The 18,647-nt window shown below is 68.7% G+C and carries 15 protein-coding genes; 1 reads left to right on the forward strand and 14 read right to left on the reverse strand.

Annotation, left to right across the window (positions count from 1 at the left end; genetic code table 11):
• Positions 1 to 36 precede the first annotated feature (36 nt).
• The 8 genes from uraH to LL962_RS01015 all read right to left on the reverse strand — a co-directional run bounded on the left by uraH (position 37) and on the right by LL962_RS01015 (position 7,292).
• Complete coding sequence (uraH, locus tag LL962_RS00980; protein ID WP_228315558.1) at positions 37 to 396, reverse strand: hydroxyisourate hydrolase; 360 nt, start codon at positions 394 to 396, stop codon at positions 37 to 39.
• Positions 366 to 1,787 (reverse strand): FAD-dependent urate hydroxylase HpyO, encoded by a 1,422-nt coding sequence (gene hpyO / locus LL962_RS00985; RefSeq protein WP_228315559.1) that lies wholly within the window; start codon positions 1,785 to 1,787, stop codon positions 366 to 368. Before hpyO ends, uraH begins: the two co-directional genes overlap by 31 nt.
• The gene (uraD, locus tag LL962_RS00990; RefSeq protein WP_104586370.1) at positions 1,784 to 2,275 is read right to left on the reverse strand and encodes a 2-oxo-4-hydroxy-4-carboxy-5-ureidoimidazoline decarboxylase; all 492 of its coding nucleotides are present in this window, start codon (positions 2,273 to 2,275) and stop codon (positions 1,784 to 1,786) included. The genes hpyO and uraD overlap by 4 nt, the downstream gene beginning before the upstream one ends.
• Complete coding sequence (gene hpxZ / locus LL962_RS00995; protein ID WP_104586368.1) at positions 2,272 to 2,667, reverse strand: oxalurate catabolism protein HpxZ; 396 nt, start codon at positions 2,665 to 2,667, stop codon at positions 2,272 to 2,274. The genes uraD and hpxZ overlap by 4 nt, the downstream gene beginning before the upstream one ends.
• A complete protein-coding gene (gene puuE / locus LL962_RS01000) occupies positions 2,664 to 3,554 on the reverse strand; it encodes an allantoinase PuuE (protein ID WP_104586366.1) in 891 nt (296 codons plus the stop codon). Before puuE ends, hpxZ begins: the two co-directional genes overlap by 4 nt.
• Entirely contained in the window at positions 3,551 to 4,807 is a 1,257-nt protein-coding gene (locus LL962_RS01005) for a pyridoxal-phosphate-dependent aminotransferase family protein (protein ID WP_104586364.1), read from the reverse strand. The genes puuE and LL962_RS01005 overlap by 4 nt, the downstream gene beginning before the upstream one ends.
• Positions 4,797 to 6,017, reverse strand: a complete 1,221-nt coding sequence (locus tag LL962_RS01010; protein ID WP_230429873.1) for an allantoate amidohydrolase — start codon at positions 6,015 to 6,017, stop codon at positions 4,797 to 4,799. Before LL962_RS01010 ends, LL962_RS01005 begins: the two co-directional genes overlap by 11 nt.
• A gap of 351 nt (positions 6,018 to 6,368) precedes the next feature.
• Entirely contained in the window at positions 6,369 to 7,292 is a 924-nt protein-coding gene (locus tag LL962_RS01015; protein WP_228315658.1) for a LysR substrate-binding domain-containing protein, read from the reverse strand.
• A gap of 203 nt (positions 7,293 to 7,495) precedes the next feature.
• Between LL962_RS01015 and LL962_RS01020 the strand changes: the two genes are divergently transcribed.
• Complete coding sequence (locus LL962_RS01020) at positions 7,496 to 8,554, forward strand: alpha/beta fold hydrolase (RefSeq protein WP_228315560.1); 1,059 nt, start codon at positions 7,496 to 7,498, stop codon at positions 8,552 to 8,554.
• A gap of 118 nt (positions 8,555 to 8,672) precedes the next feature.
• Here LL962_RS01020 and LL962_RS01025 read toward each other — a convergent pair whose 3' ends face one another.
• The 6 genes from LL962_RS01025 to LL962_RS01050 form a co-directional block, all read right to left on the reverse strand.
• Positions 8,673 to 10,268 (reverse strand): hypothetical protein, encoded by a 1,596-nt coding sequence (locus LL962_RS01025; protein ID WP_228315561.1) that lies wholly within the window; start codon positions 10,266 to 10,268, stop codon positions 8,673 to 8,675.
• A gap of 270 nt (positions 10,269 to 10,538) precedes the next feature.
• Complete coding sequence (locus tag LL962_RS01030) at positions 10,539 to 12,119, reverse strand: gamma-glutamyltransferase family protein (protein ID WP_228315562.1); 1,581 nt, start codon at positions 12,117 to 12,119, stop codon at positions 10,539 to 10,541.
• Positions 12,119 to 13,579 (reverse strand): AtzE family amidohydrolase, encoded by a 1,461-nt coding sequence (locus LL962_RS01035; protein ID WP_104586354.1) that lies wholly within the window; start codon positions 13,577 to 13,579, stop codon positions 12,119 to 12,121. The genes LL962_RS01030 and LL962_RS01035 overlap by 1 nt, the downstream gene beginning before the upstream one ends.
• 373 nt (positions 13,580 to 13,952) lie before the next feature.
• A complete protein-coding gene (locus LL962_RS01040) occupies positions 13,953 to 15,110 on the reverse strand; it encodes a nucleoside hydrolase (RefSeq protein ID WP_228315563.1) in 1,158 nt (385 codons plus the stop codon).
• Positions 15,111 to 15,246: 136 nt separating this feature from the next.
• Entirely contained in the window at positions 15,247 to 16,791 is a 1,545-nt protein-coding gene (locus LL962_RS01045; protein ID WP_228315564.1) for an adenosine deaminase family protein, read from the reverse strand.
• A 334-nt stretch (positions 16,792 to 17,125) separates the two neighbouring features.
• A complete protein-coding gene (locus LL962_RS01050; protein ID WP_228315565.1) occupies positions 17,126 to 18,439 on the reverse strand; it encodes an NCS2 family permease in 1,314 nt (437 codons plus the stop codon).
• Between the last annotated feature and the right edge of the window lie 208 nt (positions 18,440 to 18,647).

Genomic DNA, 18,647 nt, shown 5'->3' on the forward strand with positions numbered 1-18,647 from the left:
CAATGCGGCCCCGGCTGCCGGGGCGCCGCAGCGCGCTCAGCTGCCGCGATAGGTGGAATAGCCGTACGGGGAAAGCAGCAGTGGCACGTGGTAGTGGCCATCGTCGGCGATGCCGAACGCGATCGGCACCACGTCCAGGAAGGGTGGATCGGCCAGCGCGGCGCCGTTGGCGCGCCAGTAGCCGGCCACCGCGAATTCCAGCCGGTAGTGGCCCGGTGCCAGGGTCAGGGCGGCCAGCGCCGGGCAGCGCCCGTCCGCATCGGTGACCGCTTCCAGGCGCAGCGCCTGGCCGGCGAACAGGCGCAGCGACACGCCGGCTGCGGGACGTCCCCGCGCGGTGTCCAGCACGTGGGTGGAGAGCGTGCTCATGCCACCGCCTGGGCCGGTTGTGGCCATTGGCCGACGAATTCGGGTTGGTCGTAGGCCAGGTAGCCATCGACGATGGCCTGGCGGTCGTCCAGGAACAACTGGTCGGCCACCGCGCGTGCCAGCCGTGGCAGCGCGACCTTGAGCCCGGACAGGGCCGCGGCCGAGGGGCCGTGATTGATCAGCGCCGAGTAGTTGAAGGCGAACAGCCCGTGCAGCAGGGCGGCATCTTCCGGCGCGCGCGGCAGCAGCTCGAAACCCGGCCCGAGGTAGGGGTGCGCGTCCAGCACCGCATTGGCCTGGCCTGGCGGCGGCTGGTAGCGGTCGGCCCAGCAGGCGATGCGCCCGGACAGCGCGGCCAGTTCCGGGCGCAGCTGCGGGTCGGTGACCAGCCCGGTGGCGATGGCGAGGAAATCGAAGCGATGTTCGCCCTGCGGCGTGCGCACCACCACGGCGCCATCGCGTTCGGCCACCTCCTGCCACGGTGCACCCGCATGCAGTGCGAAGCCGGCATGTGCGCAGGCGCGCTGGAAGGTGTCGTTGGTGGGAGGTTGGTTGTGCGCGAAGAAGCTGGCCATCATGCGGTACTTGTCCGCATCCGGCAGGGCGAGAAAGCGCGGGATGATGCCGGCCTGTTCCATATGCCGGAACGGGTTGATGCGCGGCAGTTCGCTCCGCCGGACGAACACCTCCGCGCAGGCCGCGCCCTGTTCCAGCGCGAAGCAGGCATTGTCGAACGCCGAGGCGCCGCCGCCCAGGATCCCCACGCGCCGGCCGGCCAGCGCGGCGTAGTCGATGGGGCCGGAGGTATGCGCGTAGCGGTGCGCGGGCAGGGCGCGGGCGATCCACTCGGGGACTACCCACTGGCCGCCACCCTGGATGCCGGTGGCCAGGATCAGCTTGCGCGTCAGCAGCGGCGCGCCCATCGCCAGATGCAGGCGGTGGATGCCCGGCGCCACGTTGGGCTCCACCCGCACCAACCGGGTCGCATTGCGCACCGGCAGCCGCAACACGGCGCGGTACCAGCGCAGATAGTCCATCCAGGCGCCGCGCGGGATCTTGTCCAGCGCGTCCCAGCCGGCGCTGCCGTGCTGCGCCTCCCACCACGCGCGGAAGGTGAGCGACGCGACGCCCAGATCGATCGAGGTGATCTGCTTGGGCGTGCGCAGCGTCTGCATGCGCGCATAGGTCACCCACGGGCCCTCCTGCCCGGCCGGGTTTTCGTCGACGACCAGCAGGTTGTGCAGGCGCTCGCGTTGCAACGCGAACGCCGCGCCCAGGCCGCTCTGCCCGGCGCCGACGATGATGGCGTCATAGACATGCCCGGCCGGATGCACGCGCGGGGCCACCCAGGTCTCACCGCCGTGGGCCAGGCGTTGCAGGTCGCGGGCGATCTCGCGTTCGAGGTGGGCCAGGCTCATGGCAATGCCTCCAGACGAAGCTGCACGATGCTGCCGATCTCGGCGAGGGCGGTGGCGATTTCCTCGCGGCGCGTCGCCTCCAGGCGGCGTTCCAGCGCGGCGAGGATGCCGGCCTTGTCGTGCAACCGCACGCAGATCACGAACGGAAAGCCGAAGCGATGACGATACGCCTGATTGAGCGCGTGGAAGCGCCTGAACTCGGCCTCGCTGAGCCGGTCCAACCCGGCTGAGGCCTGCTCTGCAGCCGAGGTGGCGGTGAGCGTGCGATCGATCGCCGCCTTGCCGGCCAGTTCCGGATGCGCACGGATCAGCGCGACCTGATCTTCCGGCGAGGCCTCGTAGACGACCTGCATCAAGCCGACATGCACATCGTCGAACGGCCGCCGCCGCACCGCGCGCTCGACCACCCAAGGCGAATGCTCGAACAGGTCGCGGTAGCGCGCCACGAAGGCGGCATCGTCCAGAACGCGGTCGTCGACCACGCTCATGCGTGCGTGCCCTGCAGCGAGACGTGCGCGGCCACCACCTTCCAGCCATCGGCAAAACGCACCCAGCTCTGACTTTGCCGCCCGCGCGCACTGCTGCCCTCGCGAACGAATTCTGCATGCGTGGTGGCGAAATCCTGGCCGAAGCCATGCACCTGCACCTGCGTCAGCCGGCGCTGCGGCGAGCCGCCGCGGCCGATGCGAAACGCACGGATCGCGTCGATGCCGTACAGCACCTCGCCCACGCCGTAGCGCACGGTGCTGGGCGCTGCATGAAACAGCGCATCCATCGCGGCGATGTCATCGCGCATCAAGGCGTCCTCGTAGGCGTGGAAGGCCGCGCTCACCTGCGCGATGACCTCGGGCAGATCGATCTGGGCTGCATCGATGCTCATGCCGGATGCACCTGCAGCCAATGGCGGGCGATATCGATCCGGCGCGCCACCCAGGCGTCGCCGCTGGCCAGCACGTGATCGACGAAACGGGCCAATGCCGCCGCGCGCGCCGGTTTGCCGGCGATGCGCCCGTGCAGGCCGATGGAGAGCATGCGCCCGCCCTCGCTACGCAACTGCTCGAAGCCATCGCGCAGGTAACGGAAGAACGGCTCGCCATCGGCGAAGCCGTTGTAGGCGACGAATTTCATGTCGTTGGCATCCAGCGTATAAGGCACGACCAATTGCGCACGGCCGTGGCGGGTGTCGTAATACGGCAGGTCGTCGGCATAGCTGTCGGCGTCGTAGACGAAGCCACCTTCCTCGGCGATCAGTCGCGCGGTGTTCGGGCTGGTGCGGCCCTGGTACCAGCCCAGCGGCCGGCTGCCGGTGACGCGGGTGTGCACGGCGATGGCCTCGGCGATGTGCGCGCGCTCGATGTGTTCGGACACCTGTTGATAGTCGATCCAGCGCAGCCCATGGCTGGCGATTTCCCAGTCGGCCGCCTGCATCGCCGCCACCGCGTCCGGGTTGCAGGCCAATGCGCTGGCCACCCCGAACACCGTCACCGGCAGCGCGCGTGCGGTGAAAAGCCGATGCAGCCGCCAGAAGCCGGCGCGGCTGCCGTATTCGTACAGGCTTTCCATCGCCATGGCGCGCGCGCCGGGCTGTGCCTGGGCGCCGACCATCTCCGACAGGAAGGCCTCGGAGCCGGCATCGCCGTTGAGCACGCAGTTCTCCGCGCCTTCTTCGTAATTGACCACGAACTGCACCGCGATGCGTGCGCCTCCGGGCCAGTGCGCCGGGGGCGGCGTGGCGCCGTAGCCGACCAGGTCGCGCGCGGCACTCATGCCGCCGGCTCCGCGTGCCAGGCGGCCAGTGCCGCTTCCACCGCCAGGCCTGGCGTGCAGGCGTAGCCTTCGGCCCGCAGCACCGCCTCCAGTGCGGCCAGGGTGATCAGCACCTTGTGCTTCATCGCGTTGTAGCCCATGGCGCCGATGCGCCAGATCCTGCCTTGCAGCGGCCCGAACGCGGTGCCGATCTCGATCTCGAAGTCTTCGCGCATGCGTCGCCGCACCGCATCGTTGTCGATGCCCGGCGGAATCACCACGCCGGTGACGTTGGTCATGCGGTGCGCGTCGCTGCCGAACACCTCCAGCCCCATCGCGCGCACGCCCGCACTCACCGCGCGGCCGGCAGCGGCGTGGCGGGCGAAGCGCGCATGCAGGCCTTCCTGCAATGCAACGCGTGCGCATTCGCGCGCGCCGTACAGCATGGTGGTGGCTTCGGTGTGGTGATTGAGGCGCTTGTCCGACCAGTAATCCATGATCATGGCCAGGTCGAAATAGTTGGACGCGATGCGCGGGCCACGGCCATCGGCGATGTCGGCGCGCACGATGCCGCGCTCGACATGCCGCCGCGCGAAGATCGCCTCGGCCGCCTGTTCGGACACGGTGATCGGCGCCGAGCCGGACGGCCCGCCCAGGCATTTCTGCAGGCCGCCGGTGACCACGTCCACGTCCCAGCGGTCGCTGGCGATCTCCATCCCGCCGATGGTCGCGGTGGCATCGACATAACTCAGCGCACCGGCTGCGCGACACAGCGCGCCCAGGCCATCGAGTGGCTGCGCCATGGTGGTGGAAGTATCGCCGTGCACGGTGGCCACCAACGCGGGCGCAACGCGTTCGATCGCCTCGCCGATCGCCTCCAGCGGCACCACCTCGCCCCACGGTGCTTCCACGCGGTGCACCTGCGCGCCCAGGCGTTGCAGGATCTCGGTAAGCAGCAGCCCGAAGCGGCCGAAGTCGATCACCAGCACGCGATCGCCCGGCTTCACCAGCGACACCAGCGCCGCCTCGATGCCGGCGCGTGCGGTGCCGTCGACCAGGAACGTCCAGCGGTTGTCGGTGCCGAACAGCGGCCGGTATAGCGCCATCACCTCGTTCATGTAGCCGGTCATTTCCGGATCGAACTGCCCCAGCAGGTCGGCCGCCATCGCGCGCAACACGCGCGGATGCGCGTTGACCGGGCCCGGGCCCATCAGCAGCCGCTGTGGCGGATCGAGTTCGGCGAAGGTGTGCAGGTGGCGCAGGTCAGGCGACAAGGAAATCTCCCAGCTGTTCGATGAAGTGGCGCATGACCGCCAGTGCGACCTCGGCATCGGCCGGGTCGACGTGTTCGTCCGGATGGTGGCTGATGCCGCCGGCGCAGCGCACGAACAGCATCGCGGTGGGACACAGCGCGGCCATCGTCATCGCATCGTGGCCGGCGCCGGAGACCAGGCGCCGCGGGCGGATGCCATGCGCCGCCACGGCCTGTTCCAGCCGGTCGATCAGTGCCGGTGCGCAGGGGCTGGCGGCGAGGGTCTGCAGCGGCTCGATGGCGACGGCGACGCCGCGTGCGGCGCCGATGCCGGCCAGCGCATGTGCGATGTCGCGCACTGCGGCATCGCGGGTGGCGTCATCGCCGGCGCGCACATCCAGCGTGCAGTCCACGCGGCCGGGCACCACGTTGATCGCACCGGGAGCAACCTGCAGTCTGCCGACGGTGGCCACCAGATCGTTGCTGCCATCGCGCGCGATGCGTTCGATCGCCAGCAGTGCGTCGGCCGCGGCGCTCAAGGCATCGCGACGCAGTGCCATCGTGGTGGTACCGGCATGCCCGGCGCGGCCTTCAAACCGCAGCGCAAAACGCCGCTGTGCGGCGATCGCAGTGACGATACCCACCGGCAGGTCTTCGGCTTCGAGCACAGGGCCTTGTTCGATATGCGTTTCCAGATACGCCAGCACGCTGCCAGGTGCGCGCGCGGCGTGGTGGATCTGCGCGATGTCCAGATCCCATTGTGCCAACGCGCTGGCGACATCGATGCCGGCCGCGTCGCTCAGCGCCAGCGCGCCCGGATCGAGCGTGCCGGCCACCGCGCGGCTGCAGAACATGGAGGCCGGGAAGCGCGAGCCTTCCTCGTCGCCGAACGCAACGACCTCGATGGCGAAGGGCAGCCGGCGCGCCTGCGCCTGCAGCGCAGCGACGCACTCGATCCCGAGCAGGATGCCGAGCGGGCCGTCGTAGCGCCCGGCGTCGCGTACGCTGTCCAGATGGCTGCCGACCAGCAGCGCCGGTGCGTCTGGCCGCACCGCCTCGTAGCGGCCGATCAGATTGGCTGCGGCATCCAGCCGGACCTGCATGCCGGCCTGGCGCATCCACTCGCCTACCTGCGCGACTGCGGCGCGGTAGGCGGGGCTGAGCCAGGCGCGGAACAGCCCGGTCGGCGTGTCGCTGTACGGGGCGACGCCGAGCTGGTCGCAACGCGCCACGGCACGCGCGCCGCCGGTACAGGCGTGGTCGGCGGCAGGCAATGAGAACGGCGCGGCAGCAAGCATCGACGGGACCGGTGAGGCCATCGAGACGCCGGAGACGGCCCAATGGCAGGCGAACGGGGAACGGTTCGACTATAGGGAGCCGGTCCTGTCGACATCAAAGAGTTTTTTCGCGCGCTCGCGCTGCAAAAAATGCAACACGGGATTGGTGGTTTCTGGATCGGGGTTCGCGGCGGATTGCCGGCCAGCGGTGTGCCTGCGTGATCCGGCGATGGCACCAGGCGGACGTGCTGCGGTCCGGCGAATATCAAGTGCCGTCACGTCCGATCAGCGACAGCCCGACACGCGTCAGGGCTGCTCAAGCACCTGCCGCAAGGCCTGGACACACTCGTCGACGAAGCGACGCACCTTGGACGAGCCGCGGCGTCCTTGCACGTGCACCACATGCACCGGTTCGGGCGCGATCTCGAACGCGTCCAGCACGCAGGCGAGCCGACCGCTGTGCAGGTGATCGCGCACTTGGTAAGACGGCACCTGGATCAGCCCCCAGCCCTGCAGTGCGGCGTGGATGGCGGCGCCGGAAGCGTTCACGCTGAGCCGAGCGGCCACGTCCACCAGCTGCTCGCGCCCGTCCACCCGGAACGGCCAGCGCGGTGCGCGTTCGGCCGATGAGATCGCCACGGCCGTATGGTGGATCAGGGCATCCGGATGCGAGGGCATGCCATGCGTGCGCAGATAGCCGGGCGTGGCGCAGACCATCCGGCGGACGGTGCCGACCGGGATGGCGGTCAGCGACGAATCGGGCAGCGCGCCGATGCGCACGGCGACATCGATGCCTTCGTCCAGCAGCGCCATCACCCGATCGAGCAGGATGGCGCGCACCTGCACCTGCGGATAGCGCTCCAGGAAGCGGGTGACCACCGGCATCACATGCAGGGTGCCGAACATCTGCGGTGCGGTCACCGTCAGCAAGCCGCTGGGTAGCGCGTGCAGGCCGGCGGCACGGTTCTCGGCATCCTCCAGCTCGGCCAACAGACGCCGGCAATCGCTGGCGTACTGCTGGCCGGCATCGGTCAGTCGCATGGTGCGGGTGCTGCGCACCACCAGCAGCACGCCGAGGCGGTGCTCCATCTGCGCGATGGTGCGCGTGACCGTCGCGGTGGAAATGCCGAGGTGACGCGCCACGCCGGCAAAGCTGGGGTGGTCGGCAATCGCCGCAAATAGCGTCATTTCCTGGATGCGATCCACCGCTGCCTCGCCTTCGCCAACCATCCTCGACAAGGCGCAAAGCCTAGCAGCCCGCCGTGACCGGACTGCAGACGCGAGCGCACCGCGTATCGGTCAGCGAACGCGACCACCGGGCGCAGCATTGCGTGCTGCGCAATGCTGCATTGAGCCGCACGGTGGTTCCCGCGTCCGGATGCCACGTCTAGCATGGCCGGCAATCCACCGGATCCACCTGGATCGGCATCGACATGCACACCGCGACACAGACGAGCTACACGCCGTTCGGCGCGCCGCCGATACACGACCGCCGCAGTTTCCTGCGCGTGTGCTGGATCGCCACCGCCTCTGCGTTGGGCGCGTGCGTGCTGCCTGCTGCCGATGCCTCCGACGCCCATTCCCCACGCTTCGAAGGAGCCCGCATGTCACACGACCCCGCGTACCAGATCAGTTACCGCACCCAACAGGTTGGCGATGTCCAGGTGTTCTATCGCGAAGCCGGCCACAAGGACGCGCCGGTGCTGTTGCTGTTGCATGGCTTTCCCAGTGCCAGCCACATGTTCCGCGACCTGATGCCGTTGCTGGCACGCCAATACCGGCTGATCGCCCCGGATCTGCCCGGCTTCGGCAATACCCAGGCACCGCCGCGCGGGCAGTTCGCCTACACCTTCGACAACCTGTACAAGGTGATCGAAGGCTTCACCGAGGCGCTGGGCCTGAGCCGCTACGCGCTCTATGTGTTCGATTACGGCGCGCCGGTGGGCCTGCGCCTTGCGGCCGCAAACCCGCACAAGGTCACCGCCATCATCAGCCAGAACGGCAATGCCTATCTGGAGGGATTCAGCGACCAATGGGATGCCTGGCAGGCGTATTGGCGTGAACCGAGCGCCGCCAATCGCGAGGCCTGTCGCGCGTCGTTATCGCCGCAGACCATCCGCGACTGGCAGTACGGCACCGGTGCCGACCCGAGCAGGCTCTCGCCCGATGGCTATACCCTGGATATCGCCTACATGGCGCGCCCGGATGCCGAGGAAATCCAGCTGGACCTGATTCTCGACTACCGCAGCAACCCGCAGGCCTATCCCGTATTCCAGGCCTACTTTCGCGCGCACCAGCCACCCTTGCTGGCGGTCTGGGGCAGGCACGATCCGGCGTTCGTTCCGGCCGGCGCGCAGGCGTATCGCAAGGATCTGCCGCATGCCGAGGTGCATCTGCTCGATACTGGACACTTCGCGCTGGAAACGCACGCAACCGAGATCGCGCAGATCATCGGCGAGTTCCTGCCGCGCGCGCTGAAGGGTGCGGGCTGAGGCCTCGGCATCAGGGCGATGTTCGGGAGCGGCGACGCACCTGCGCTCCTGTGGCGACTGCCCGGCGGCCATGCGACGCTGCGTCCGGCCAGCCATCGCGGCCGGACGTATGCATGCGTCATGCAAACAGGCTGCGCACCACATCGGCATTGGTCTGACCGTCGGGATTGCCGACGGTGCTGTCGGAAGCAAGATTCCAGCAACTCAGGTGCGCCACGGCGTTGACCAGCGGGTGCGAGAGATGCAGCTGGGTGACGGTGCCGTACAGCGGGAAATCGTCCACGCTCTGCAGATCCAGTTCGATCTGCGTTGCGTCAGGCAATTGTTTCCACCATGCATGCACCGAGTCGTTGTAGACCCACAGGACCTCGACCGACGGCTGCGCAGGCACGTTGAACCATGCGTTCTGCAACACTGCCAGGGTCTGCCTTACCAGCAGGGAGCCGCCTGCCCTCTTGGCGGCCAGCAGGCCCTGCTGCAGTGACGCGAATGCCGTCGTTTCGAACACCTGGTTATGGCGGAACATGCGATTGGCACCTTCGCCCGGCTGCGTGTCGGAGTAGACCGGATAGCTTCGGGTTTTCTCGCAGAACGGTTGCAGCCCGAACAGCGGCGGCAGCGCATCGGCCACCACGATCTCGCCCGATTCCGGATCCACGTTCACGCCTTGATCGGAATTGACGAACACCAGCAGACGCGCAAAGCCACGCGCGAGCAGCGGCGTGATTCCCAGATTCTCCAGGTTGCCACCGTCGGCGAAGCGGTACGTCTGCGTGTCGCGCGGCTGGCGGTCGTTCACCGGCCAGTACGGATAGCGTGGCACCAGTCCGTTGACCTCGGGGAATCGTTCTTCGAAGTCTTCGGCCGGTGCCATGCTGCTGCAGCCGGCGATATCGTTGAGGCTGAAGGCACGCGTTGGCACGCTGGCGATGACCCGGTCGGGACCATCGTCGCTCAGGTACTCGCTGCCCATCGCAAACGATTCGATCAACCCGCCGCCGACCGCTCCCAGCTGCCCTGGCCGGTTCACGAAGCTGGCGCGTACGCCGAGGACATTGCTGGCCTCGAACGGCACCAGTTCGGCGGTCGGGCTATCGTTGAGGAAGAGCGAGGTATTGAAGATCGGCAACGGGCGCCCGGGACGCACGGTGTAGGCCTTGCTGATGGGCAAGTTCGCGCCTTGCGCAGATGCGCTGTCCGCCGCAGGCGAGACGGTGCCGGTGAAGCAATGCGGATCGACCCCCGTGGCGTCCGGATTCCACAGGCCGAAATCCTGCAGCACCAGCTTGCCGATCACCGCTTGCCACATGTCCGAGGGCGCGTAGCGCTGGGTCGAGCGATACTCGGCAAGTTCGTCGAGGATCGGCAAGGTGCCCAAGCGGTATGGCACCTGGCCCAGATTGTTCGGCGCCATCTGCGCCAGTACGTCCAGGGTGAGTTGCGCCGGATCCAGCATCACCGGGCCGAGCAATTCGTCGTCGCTGATCGATTCCGGCAGGTAACTGAACACCACGTTGGCCCATGTGCCACCGGAGACCGAAGAGATCGCGCTGACCTTGTCGAGCAATCCCAGATGGCGTAATCCGCGCAGCTGCCCCATTGCACACGACAACGCGCGGCTGCCACCGCCGGACAGACAGATGCCGACCCCATTGGACGATACGGCGGTGGGCGGAGTGTTCAGTACTTCGATTGCCACGCTGAGTGTCGCCACTGTGTCCTTCCCGTGCGAGATGCCGTATCACGGCGCAGCGATGAGCGTAGCGTTCCCGATACGATCGCCATGCGATGCCGTGCACAGATCGCGGCACGCTGCGCGATCGGCAGGGGGCATGCTGTGGCGGGAGCGTCATTGGGTGATCGTGCGCATTGTTGCGTCCGCTGGTGTCCATCAGGGCAGCATTGCGCAGGTAGGTGACAGCAGGTCGGATGACAGACGGACGCACTCGCTGTCTGCGTGTGGCTATGCAACCAGGTTCAGGCTTCACCACCCTGCTGCCGCGCCATCCGAGCGCGGGTCGCTCGCGGCGCTGATGGTGCCATCGGCGCCGCGCACCAAGGCACCGGCGTGGCCCATCACCGAGGTGAACGCCGGCAGCAGTTCCACCGCATGTCCGGCTGCGCGCAGTGCCTGCACCAGTGCCGGATCGAAGCGGTCTTCCAGCTTCAGTGATGTGCTGTCCTGCCCCCAGGTGCGGCCCAGCAGCCAGCGCGGTGCGGTGACGGCCTGTTGCAGCGGCATGCCGTAGCGGGCGTAGCGCGAGAAGATCGCGGCCTGGGTCTGCGGCTGGCCTTCGCCGCCCATGGTGCCGTAGGCCATGACGCGGCCGTCGTCGAACACGGCCATTGCCGGATTGAGGGTGTGGAAGGGTTTGCGACCGGGTGCCAGCGCATTCCAGCCGTCGTCGGCGAGCCGGAAGCTGCAGCCGCGGTTCTGCCAGATGATGCCGGTGCGTGGCAGCACCAGGCCGGAGCCGAATTCGAAATAGGTGGACTGGATGCAGCTGACCGCGCGCCCGGCGGCGTCGATGGCGCCGAACCAGACGGTGTCGCCGGCCTGCGAAGGCTGCGGCCAGGGCATGGCGCGGGCCATGTCGATGCGTGCGGCCAAGCCATCCAGCGCCTGCGCATCGTCCAGCAACGCCTGGGCATCCAGCGTCATCCACGCCGGGTCGCCGACATGCGCGTCGCGGATCAGGAAGGCCTGTTTGGTGGCTTCGACCAGGCCATGCAGATGCGCAAAACTGTCGGCATCGTCCGCATGCAGCCGCTCGAACAGCGCAAGGATCAGCAGCGATGCCAGGCCCTGGGTCGGCGGCGCATGGTTGTAGACACGCGCGCCGTGCAGGGCCACCGACAAGGGGACGCTGGCCTCGGCACGATGTTGCGCCAGGTCGTGCGCCCGCAGCGGGCTGCCCAGCGCGTGCAGGTCGGCGGCGATGTCGGCGGCGAGTGCGCCACGATAGAAGCTGTCCAGTCCATCCTCGGCGAGGCGGTGCAAGGTGGTGGCCAATTGCCGCTGCGTCAACAGCTCGCCTTCGCGCAGCGGCGCGCCATGCGGTTCGAAGATCTCGGCATAGGCACCTGGCTGTGCGCGCAGTTCGACTCCCTTGTCTGCCGCGATCTGCGCACCGCCCAGCGTGACCGGCACGCCGGCGTGTGCATGCACGATGGCATCGCGCAACACGCGTGGCAGCGGCAGGCTGCCGCCGGCGTGCTGCAGGGCCAGCGCCCATCCGGAGACCGTGCCGGCCACGGTGTTGGCCGCGCCGGGGCCGCGCCAGGGGATGCTGGTGTGGCCGCGGTAGAACGCGCGCGTGGCGGCCTGCGCGGCGCGGCCGCAGGCGTCGATGGCATGCACGCGGCCGTCGGGTTCATGGATCAGCCAGAAGCCGTCGCCGCCGATGCCGGTCATGTGCGGATACACCACCGCCAGGCAGGCGGCGGTGGCAACGGCGGCTTCCACCGCAGTGCCGCCATCGCACAGGACATCGCGGCCGGCCTGCGCGGCCAGATGGTGGGGGGCCACGACCATGCCACGGCGGGCACGCAAGGTCTGCAGCATCAGGGCATCTCCGCTGGCGGGCTGAAGGCGAGCACACCATCGCGTTCGAGCCGCGCGGCCAGTGCGAACAGGCGATCTTCGCGGCCGGGCGCGGCAATCAACTGCACGCCCAGGGGCAGCCGGCCCGGACGCGGCAGCGGTGCGGCCAGCACCGGGCAGCCGGCCAGGCCGAGCGGCTGGGTGAAGATGCCCAGGTTGGCGCGGGCGGAGACCGGCAGGCCATCGATCTGGATGGTGTCCTGATCGATACGCGGCGCCACGCACGGCGTGGTGGGCGCGATCAGCACGTCCACCTCGTCCCATAGCGCCTGCATTGCGCTGGCGAACCAGCACGCGAACGCCTGTGCATCGGCCACCGCGCTCGCCGGCAGTTGCAGCCCCGCCAGCAGGCGATCGCGCGTGGCCGGGTCGAACTGCTCGGCATGGCTGCTCAACGCGGCGCGATGACGATAGCCGCCTTCGGCCGCGGTCAGCACGAAGGCGGCCGCGCGCGCGCGTTCGGCCTCGGGCAGCTCGACCACCACACTGCTATTGCATGCCTGCATCAGCGCACCCAGGCCGGCCTCCAGCTCGGGGTCGAGATTGCGCTGGAACCAGCCGCCGAGCCGGGCGATGCGCAGGCTGGCCACGTTGCAGGTGGCAAGCGGCTGCCCGCACACGACCTCGTGCACGCGGCGCAGATCGGCCACCGAAGTGGCGAATGGACCGACCACATCCAGCGCCTCGACGAATGGGAACACGCCCTGCAGCGGCACCGTGCCATGGGTCGGGCGCAGGCCGTACACGCCGCATAGCGCAGCAGGAACGCGGATCGAGCCGTTGGTGTCCGAGCCGAGCGCGAACGGCACCAGCCCCGCCGCCACCGCCGCCGCCGAACCGCCGGACGAGCCGCCGGCCAGATGCTGATGGTCGTGCGGGTTGGCGGTGGTGCCGTAGTGGGCGTTGACGGTGGCGAAACCGTAGGCGAATTCGTCCATGTTGGCGGTGCCGATCAGCACCGCACCGGCATCGCTCAGGCGCTGCACCACCGCCGCATCGCGGTTGGCCGGTGCGGCCTGCGCACGCAGCATCGCGCCGGCCGTGGTGACCTGGCCGGCAACATCGAACAGGTCCTTGACCACGAACGGCACGCCTGCCAGTGCGCCGCCATCGCTGCCACCGCTCAGCGCCGCCTGCACCCGCGCGGCATCGGCGGCGGCGCGTGCCGGCAGCAGGCGGGTGATTGCACACAGGCGGTCGTTGGCCTGGTGGATGCGCGTCAGGGTCTGGGTGGCCAGGCGCGCGGCTTGCGCGGGCTGGCTGCGCGTGGTGGCAACGATGGCCGCGATCTGGCCCCGCGGGCCGGCCGTGTCATGGGTGGCGGCGCGTGGCGGGGTGAAGCTGGCCAACACGTGCGCATGGCCGCGCAGGATATCGGTATTGCGATCGATGCCGGCTTGCCACTGCGCTGGGAGTTGCATGGGTCACCTTGGGGTTGGGAATTGGGAATCGGTAAATCGGGTTTCTTGGTTGATTGCAGTCAATGAGTTGTTGGTGGTGCGTGGGAACGCGGTGCAATTGACTGCAATACAGCGCATGAGCTGAGTAATCTGGTTACTGCAGTCGAGAACTGGATGAGGCTTGCGCTGCGGATGGAAGGATTCGATGGAAATGCGGAAATGCGGGTTGCAGCTGCATTGTTGGGGTGCCTTTGCGATCAAAGCATGCGGGGGCGGCATGAGGCGTCATTTCGTCTCAGTCCCGGAAGCTGCCCCTCTCCTGCGGGAGAGGGGTTTGGGTCAGGGTGCCCGGCCGGTCGACGATTCGTCAGGCGCGCGATGGATCGCGTTCTACCTACGCAACGCGTGACACGTCGTGATCAACTCCTCCATCTGTTCCGCGTGCCGCTTCGTCCCGTGGCAGCGGAGGTAACGGCCTGCCCACGGCCGGCGGCTGCGGTGCGGTGAGGCGCTCCACCAGCAACTGCTCGAACGCGTCCACATCCACCGCATGCACCACCGTCTGCGCCTGTTCGCCCAGCCCGGGCTGGTAGCCCGGCGCCCACGACAGGATGTCGCCATAGCCTGCGTCGAAGGCGGTGTTGGTGTCGATGTACAGCGTCTCGGTGCGTGTGGCCAATTCCGGGCGCAGCCACAGTGCCGTGGCCAGCTCATCCCACATCGGGAAGCCCGGCTCGCGCCGGCGCAGCGCATGCCCGATCGCCGTGTCGGCGGCACTCATGCGCGCGAGCAGGTGCGGGGTGAGTTCGGTGGCGGTGGAAGGGTCTACCGGCACCATGGTGATCTTGCGCCACGGGGCATGCATGACGATGCGGGCGGCTTCCGGATCCCAGCGGATATTGAATTCGCGGCGCGGCGAGTTGACGAACTCGCGTGCGAACTGGCGTGCGCTGATGCTGTCGCGCTGCTGCCGCGGATTGAGGCTGCCACCCATGTAGACCAGCTCGCGCGCCAGCGTGGCGAAGGCCGGATCCAGCGACTGCGCCAACGCCAGGTTGGTCAACGGACCGGTGGCCACGATGCTGACCTCGCCCGGGTACTGGCGCACCATGCGCAGCATGAACAATGCGGCCGGCTCGTCGCGGGGGCGCACCACGCTCGGGTTGCCGAGCGGCAGATCGGGGACCACGTCGTGTGCGTGATAGCGCGGTGCGCTCTGCACGGTGTCGCCATCCACCCAGTGCCGGGTCCACGCACCCTTCCAGACCAGTTTGCCGTACAGCGCTTCCCAACGTTCGGTGGCGGCCTCGCTGTTGAGCAGCGGGTGCACCGGGCCGGGCAGCACCGGAATATGCGGGTGTCCGGTGAGTTCCAGCAGGCGGCAGGTGTGCGCCAGCGCCTCGTCGCGCCAGATGTTGCCGCTGACCGCGCTGATGCCGAGCACCTCCACTTCGGGCGATTGCAACAGCAGCACATGCGCGGGGGTGAAACCATCGATATCGTCTTCGAGGATGACGCGGCGTCTGGGTGTGGCGGAAGAAGGTGCGGTCATTGCGCTTGGGTCGTGGAGGTGGATGTCTTGCAGTGGAGATGCAGCGGATGTTGCGTGGGCAGGCGCGTCCCTGCGTGTGACGAAACGTTACCGGTGCAGCCTGTTCGCGCTCAGGCGCGCTCATGCGTCGCAGGCGCTAACTGCGCTGCGCCAGCAACGCGCGTTCGTACTGCGCCAGGTCGATTTCCAGCTGCCATTGCAGCCGCGCCTTCGCGCTGGCCTGACGAAAGCCGCGGCAGCCGGCATCGTCGGTTTCGTGTTGGAGCGCATCGCGGCAGGCCGGCACGGCGGCGCCGTCGGCAGCCCACAGATCGGCGCCCGGCAGGAAGCTGTAACGCAAGCCGTTGCGCGCCAGCCGCTTGAGTGTCGGGTAATCGATGCCCTGCTCCTGCACGGCGCGTTGGTATTCGTGGGTCATGTCGGCGCGCGACACGCCGGCATCGTCGGTGGACAGCACCACCGGTACGCCGGCGCGCAGGTACATCGCCAGCGGGTGCTGCGCGCCCTTGATGCCAAGAATCACATCGTTGCTGGTCAGGTTGATCTCCACCGCGATCTGCTGCCGGCGCATGCGCTGCAACAGTTCGCCCGCATCGTCTTCGTAAGGCAGGTCCACGCCGTGGCCGATGCGGCGTGCGCCGGCATCCACGGCCTGGCGGATGTGCGAGCGCAACTGCGCCGGCGGCACCAGGCCCAGCGTCAGCTCGCCCGCATGCAGGGACAGCGGCACGTTCGGGTAGCGCGTGGCGAAGAAGCCGAACATGGCCATATGCCGCGTGTAGTCGGCCAACGCCACCGGGTTGTCTTCCGGCGCGACGATGTTCACCGCGACCGCACGGCTGCCACCGGCGGCCACCAGCGCGTGGGCAAGCGCCATCTGCCCGAACACCATCGGTTGTGGCAGTACGCGCAACACATACGGCACGTAGCGGTATTCCACCCCGCAGCCCGGATGCGCATCGGTGCGGTCGCAGCGCAGCACGCGGCGCACCTGCGCGTCGGTATCGGCAAGCGCGGCCTGTGCAGCCTGCACCAGCGGCGGCAGTGCGTCCTGCAGTGCAGCCAGATTGGCGCTGTCGTCGCCGCCGTACCAGGGCAGTGCCTGCATGCGCTGCGCGGCCTGCTCCATCTGCGGCGGGTTGGCGATGATCTCCACGTATGCCACACGGTCGCGCGCGGCCTGCTCGAGCACGGCCGCCACGGTGTCGGCCACGCGGGTGCGCACCACCGCCTCGAACTTGCCGAAGCTGCCGAAGAACTGACCATGCCCGGTGGGGTGTGCGGCGCTCGGCACGAAGCTGCGCATCGACATCGCATCCACCACCCGCCCATACAGCGCCGCATCGCGTGCGGCCAGGTCGCGGGCCGGCACCTGGTCCTTGCCGCATGGCGGCGCGCGCAGGCTCAGGTCGTCCAGCTGCACGCAGGCTTCGTCCTCGCTGGCCCAGCGCAGGTAGTCCTCGGCATACACCGAGCCGGACAGATGGTTGTGCAGGTCGCCGCCCTTGGGCATCGCCTGCAACCAGGCACGCAGTTGCGCCGGTTGCGCAGCGGCATTGCGAAACAGTTGTGTGATCTGCTGCTCGCGTTGCTGCGCCGAGGCGGGCTGCGTACGTGCATGGCCAACGACGGGCAGCAGCGCGCACACACTCAGGATCAGGCAGCGATGGAGGATCGACATGCGGGACGAACTCGGGAAGGACCACGGGGTGTCTGGTCGCCGCACGCGGGTGAGCGTGCGGCAACGGGGCTGATGGGATGCGCCGCATGCAGCCAAGCTGGCGCCGCGGGCTGCTGCCACTTCAACGCGATGGCCTGCGCAATGCAAGCGGCAAGACCTGCGCTGACCGTCGCAGACTGCGCCGGCGGCCCTGCGCCGGCCCCGCCACGGGAGCGGTGCTACCCGGCCGGCGTGCGTGCGCATGACCGACGGCGCAGCGCGAACGCTGTCTCGCAGGTGGCGAACATGCGCGCCAAGATCGCCGGCCGTCGCGCGCAGGCAGGCGCGCATCGGCTCATTCCAGCGCATGACGCAGCACGAACAGGCCGGCGATCGCCCAGGTTGCCGGGTGCACGCCGCGCCAGCGACCGCTGCCCAGCCTTAGCGCGGCATAGGCGATGAAGCCGAACGCCAGGCCGGTGGCGATGGAATAGGTGAGCGGCATCGCCAGCATGCACAGGGCCGCCGGCAGCGCGTCGCCGACATCGTCCCAACGGACCTGCGTGCATTCGCGCAGCATCATCGACGCCAGATAGATCAGTGCCGGTGCGGTGGCATAGGCAGGCACCATTGCCGCCAGCGGCGAGAACAGCAAGGCCAGCAGGAACAACGCGGCGACCACCAGCGCGGTGAGGCCGGTCCGCCCACCCGCCTGCACGCCGGCGGTACTTTCCACATAGGCGGTGGTGCTGGAGGTGCCGAGCAGCGAACCGGCCAGGATGGCAGTGCTGTCGGCCAGCAGGGCGCGGTCGAACTGCCGACGTTGCGCGGCGGTGCGCAGCAGGCCAGCGCGCTGCGCCACGCCCATCAGGGTGCCGGTGGCATCGAACATTTCCACCAGCACGAAGATGAGCACCACATGCAGGACCGCGGTCAGCGCGCCGCGCTCGCCGTGTGCCTGCAGTGCGCCGCCGACATCCAGTTGCAGCAGGGTGGGCGCCAGGCTGGGCGGCGGCGAGAGTATCCCCTGGTACTGCACCAGCCCCAGCGCCAGGGCGGCGGCGGTGATCGCCAGGATGCCCAGCAGCATCGCCCCGCGCACGCGGCGCGCGTCCAGCACGCCGATCAGCAGCAGCCCGGCCAGCGCCAGCAGTGGTTCGGGCCGGTGCAGATCGCCCAGGGTCAGCAAGGTCTGCGGATGGGCGACCACCAGCCCGGCCTTCTGCAGGCCGATCAACGCCAGGAACAAGCCGATACCGGCCGCGATCGCGCTGCGCAACGCGGGCGGGATGCCGTCCACCAACCAGCGACGTGCGCCGGTGAGGGTCAACAGCAGGAACACGCAGCCGGATACGAAGACCAGCCCGAGCGCCTGTTGCCAGCGATAGCCCAGCGTGCCGACCACGCTGAAGGCGAAGAACGCATTCAAGCCCATGCCCGGCGCCATGCCGATGGGGTAGTTGGCCAGCACGCCCATCAGCAGCGAGCCCAGCGCAGCGGCCAGGCAGGTCGCCACGAACACCGCGCCGTGGTCCATGCCGGTGGTGGCCAGGATGTCGGGATTGACGAAGACGATATAGGCCATCGTCAGGAAGGTGGTGGCGCCGGCCAGCACTTCGGTGCGGACGCTGCTGCCATTGGCGGCCAGTGCGAATTGGGGCCAGCGCATCAGCGTGCGCGCCCGCGAGGGGATCGGGTGAACACAGTGTAGGCAGGCATCGGCGCAGTCTCTTCAACGCAGAATCAAGTGCGCGCAGCGCACGCGCCGCTCATCTTGCACGGCACGCCCCGATTTTCCACCACCGCGTGCTGCCGCCGCGCGCGATCGCGGCCTGGCGGCACCCGGTCTCCAGCCCGGCCGTGCCGAGATCATGGTG

The organism is Xanthomonas sp. NCPPB 1067 (assembly GCF_020783795.1).
Lineage (GTDB): Bacteria > Pseudomonadota > Gammaproteobacteria > Xanthomonadales > Xanthomonadaceae > Xanthomonas > Xanthomonas melonis.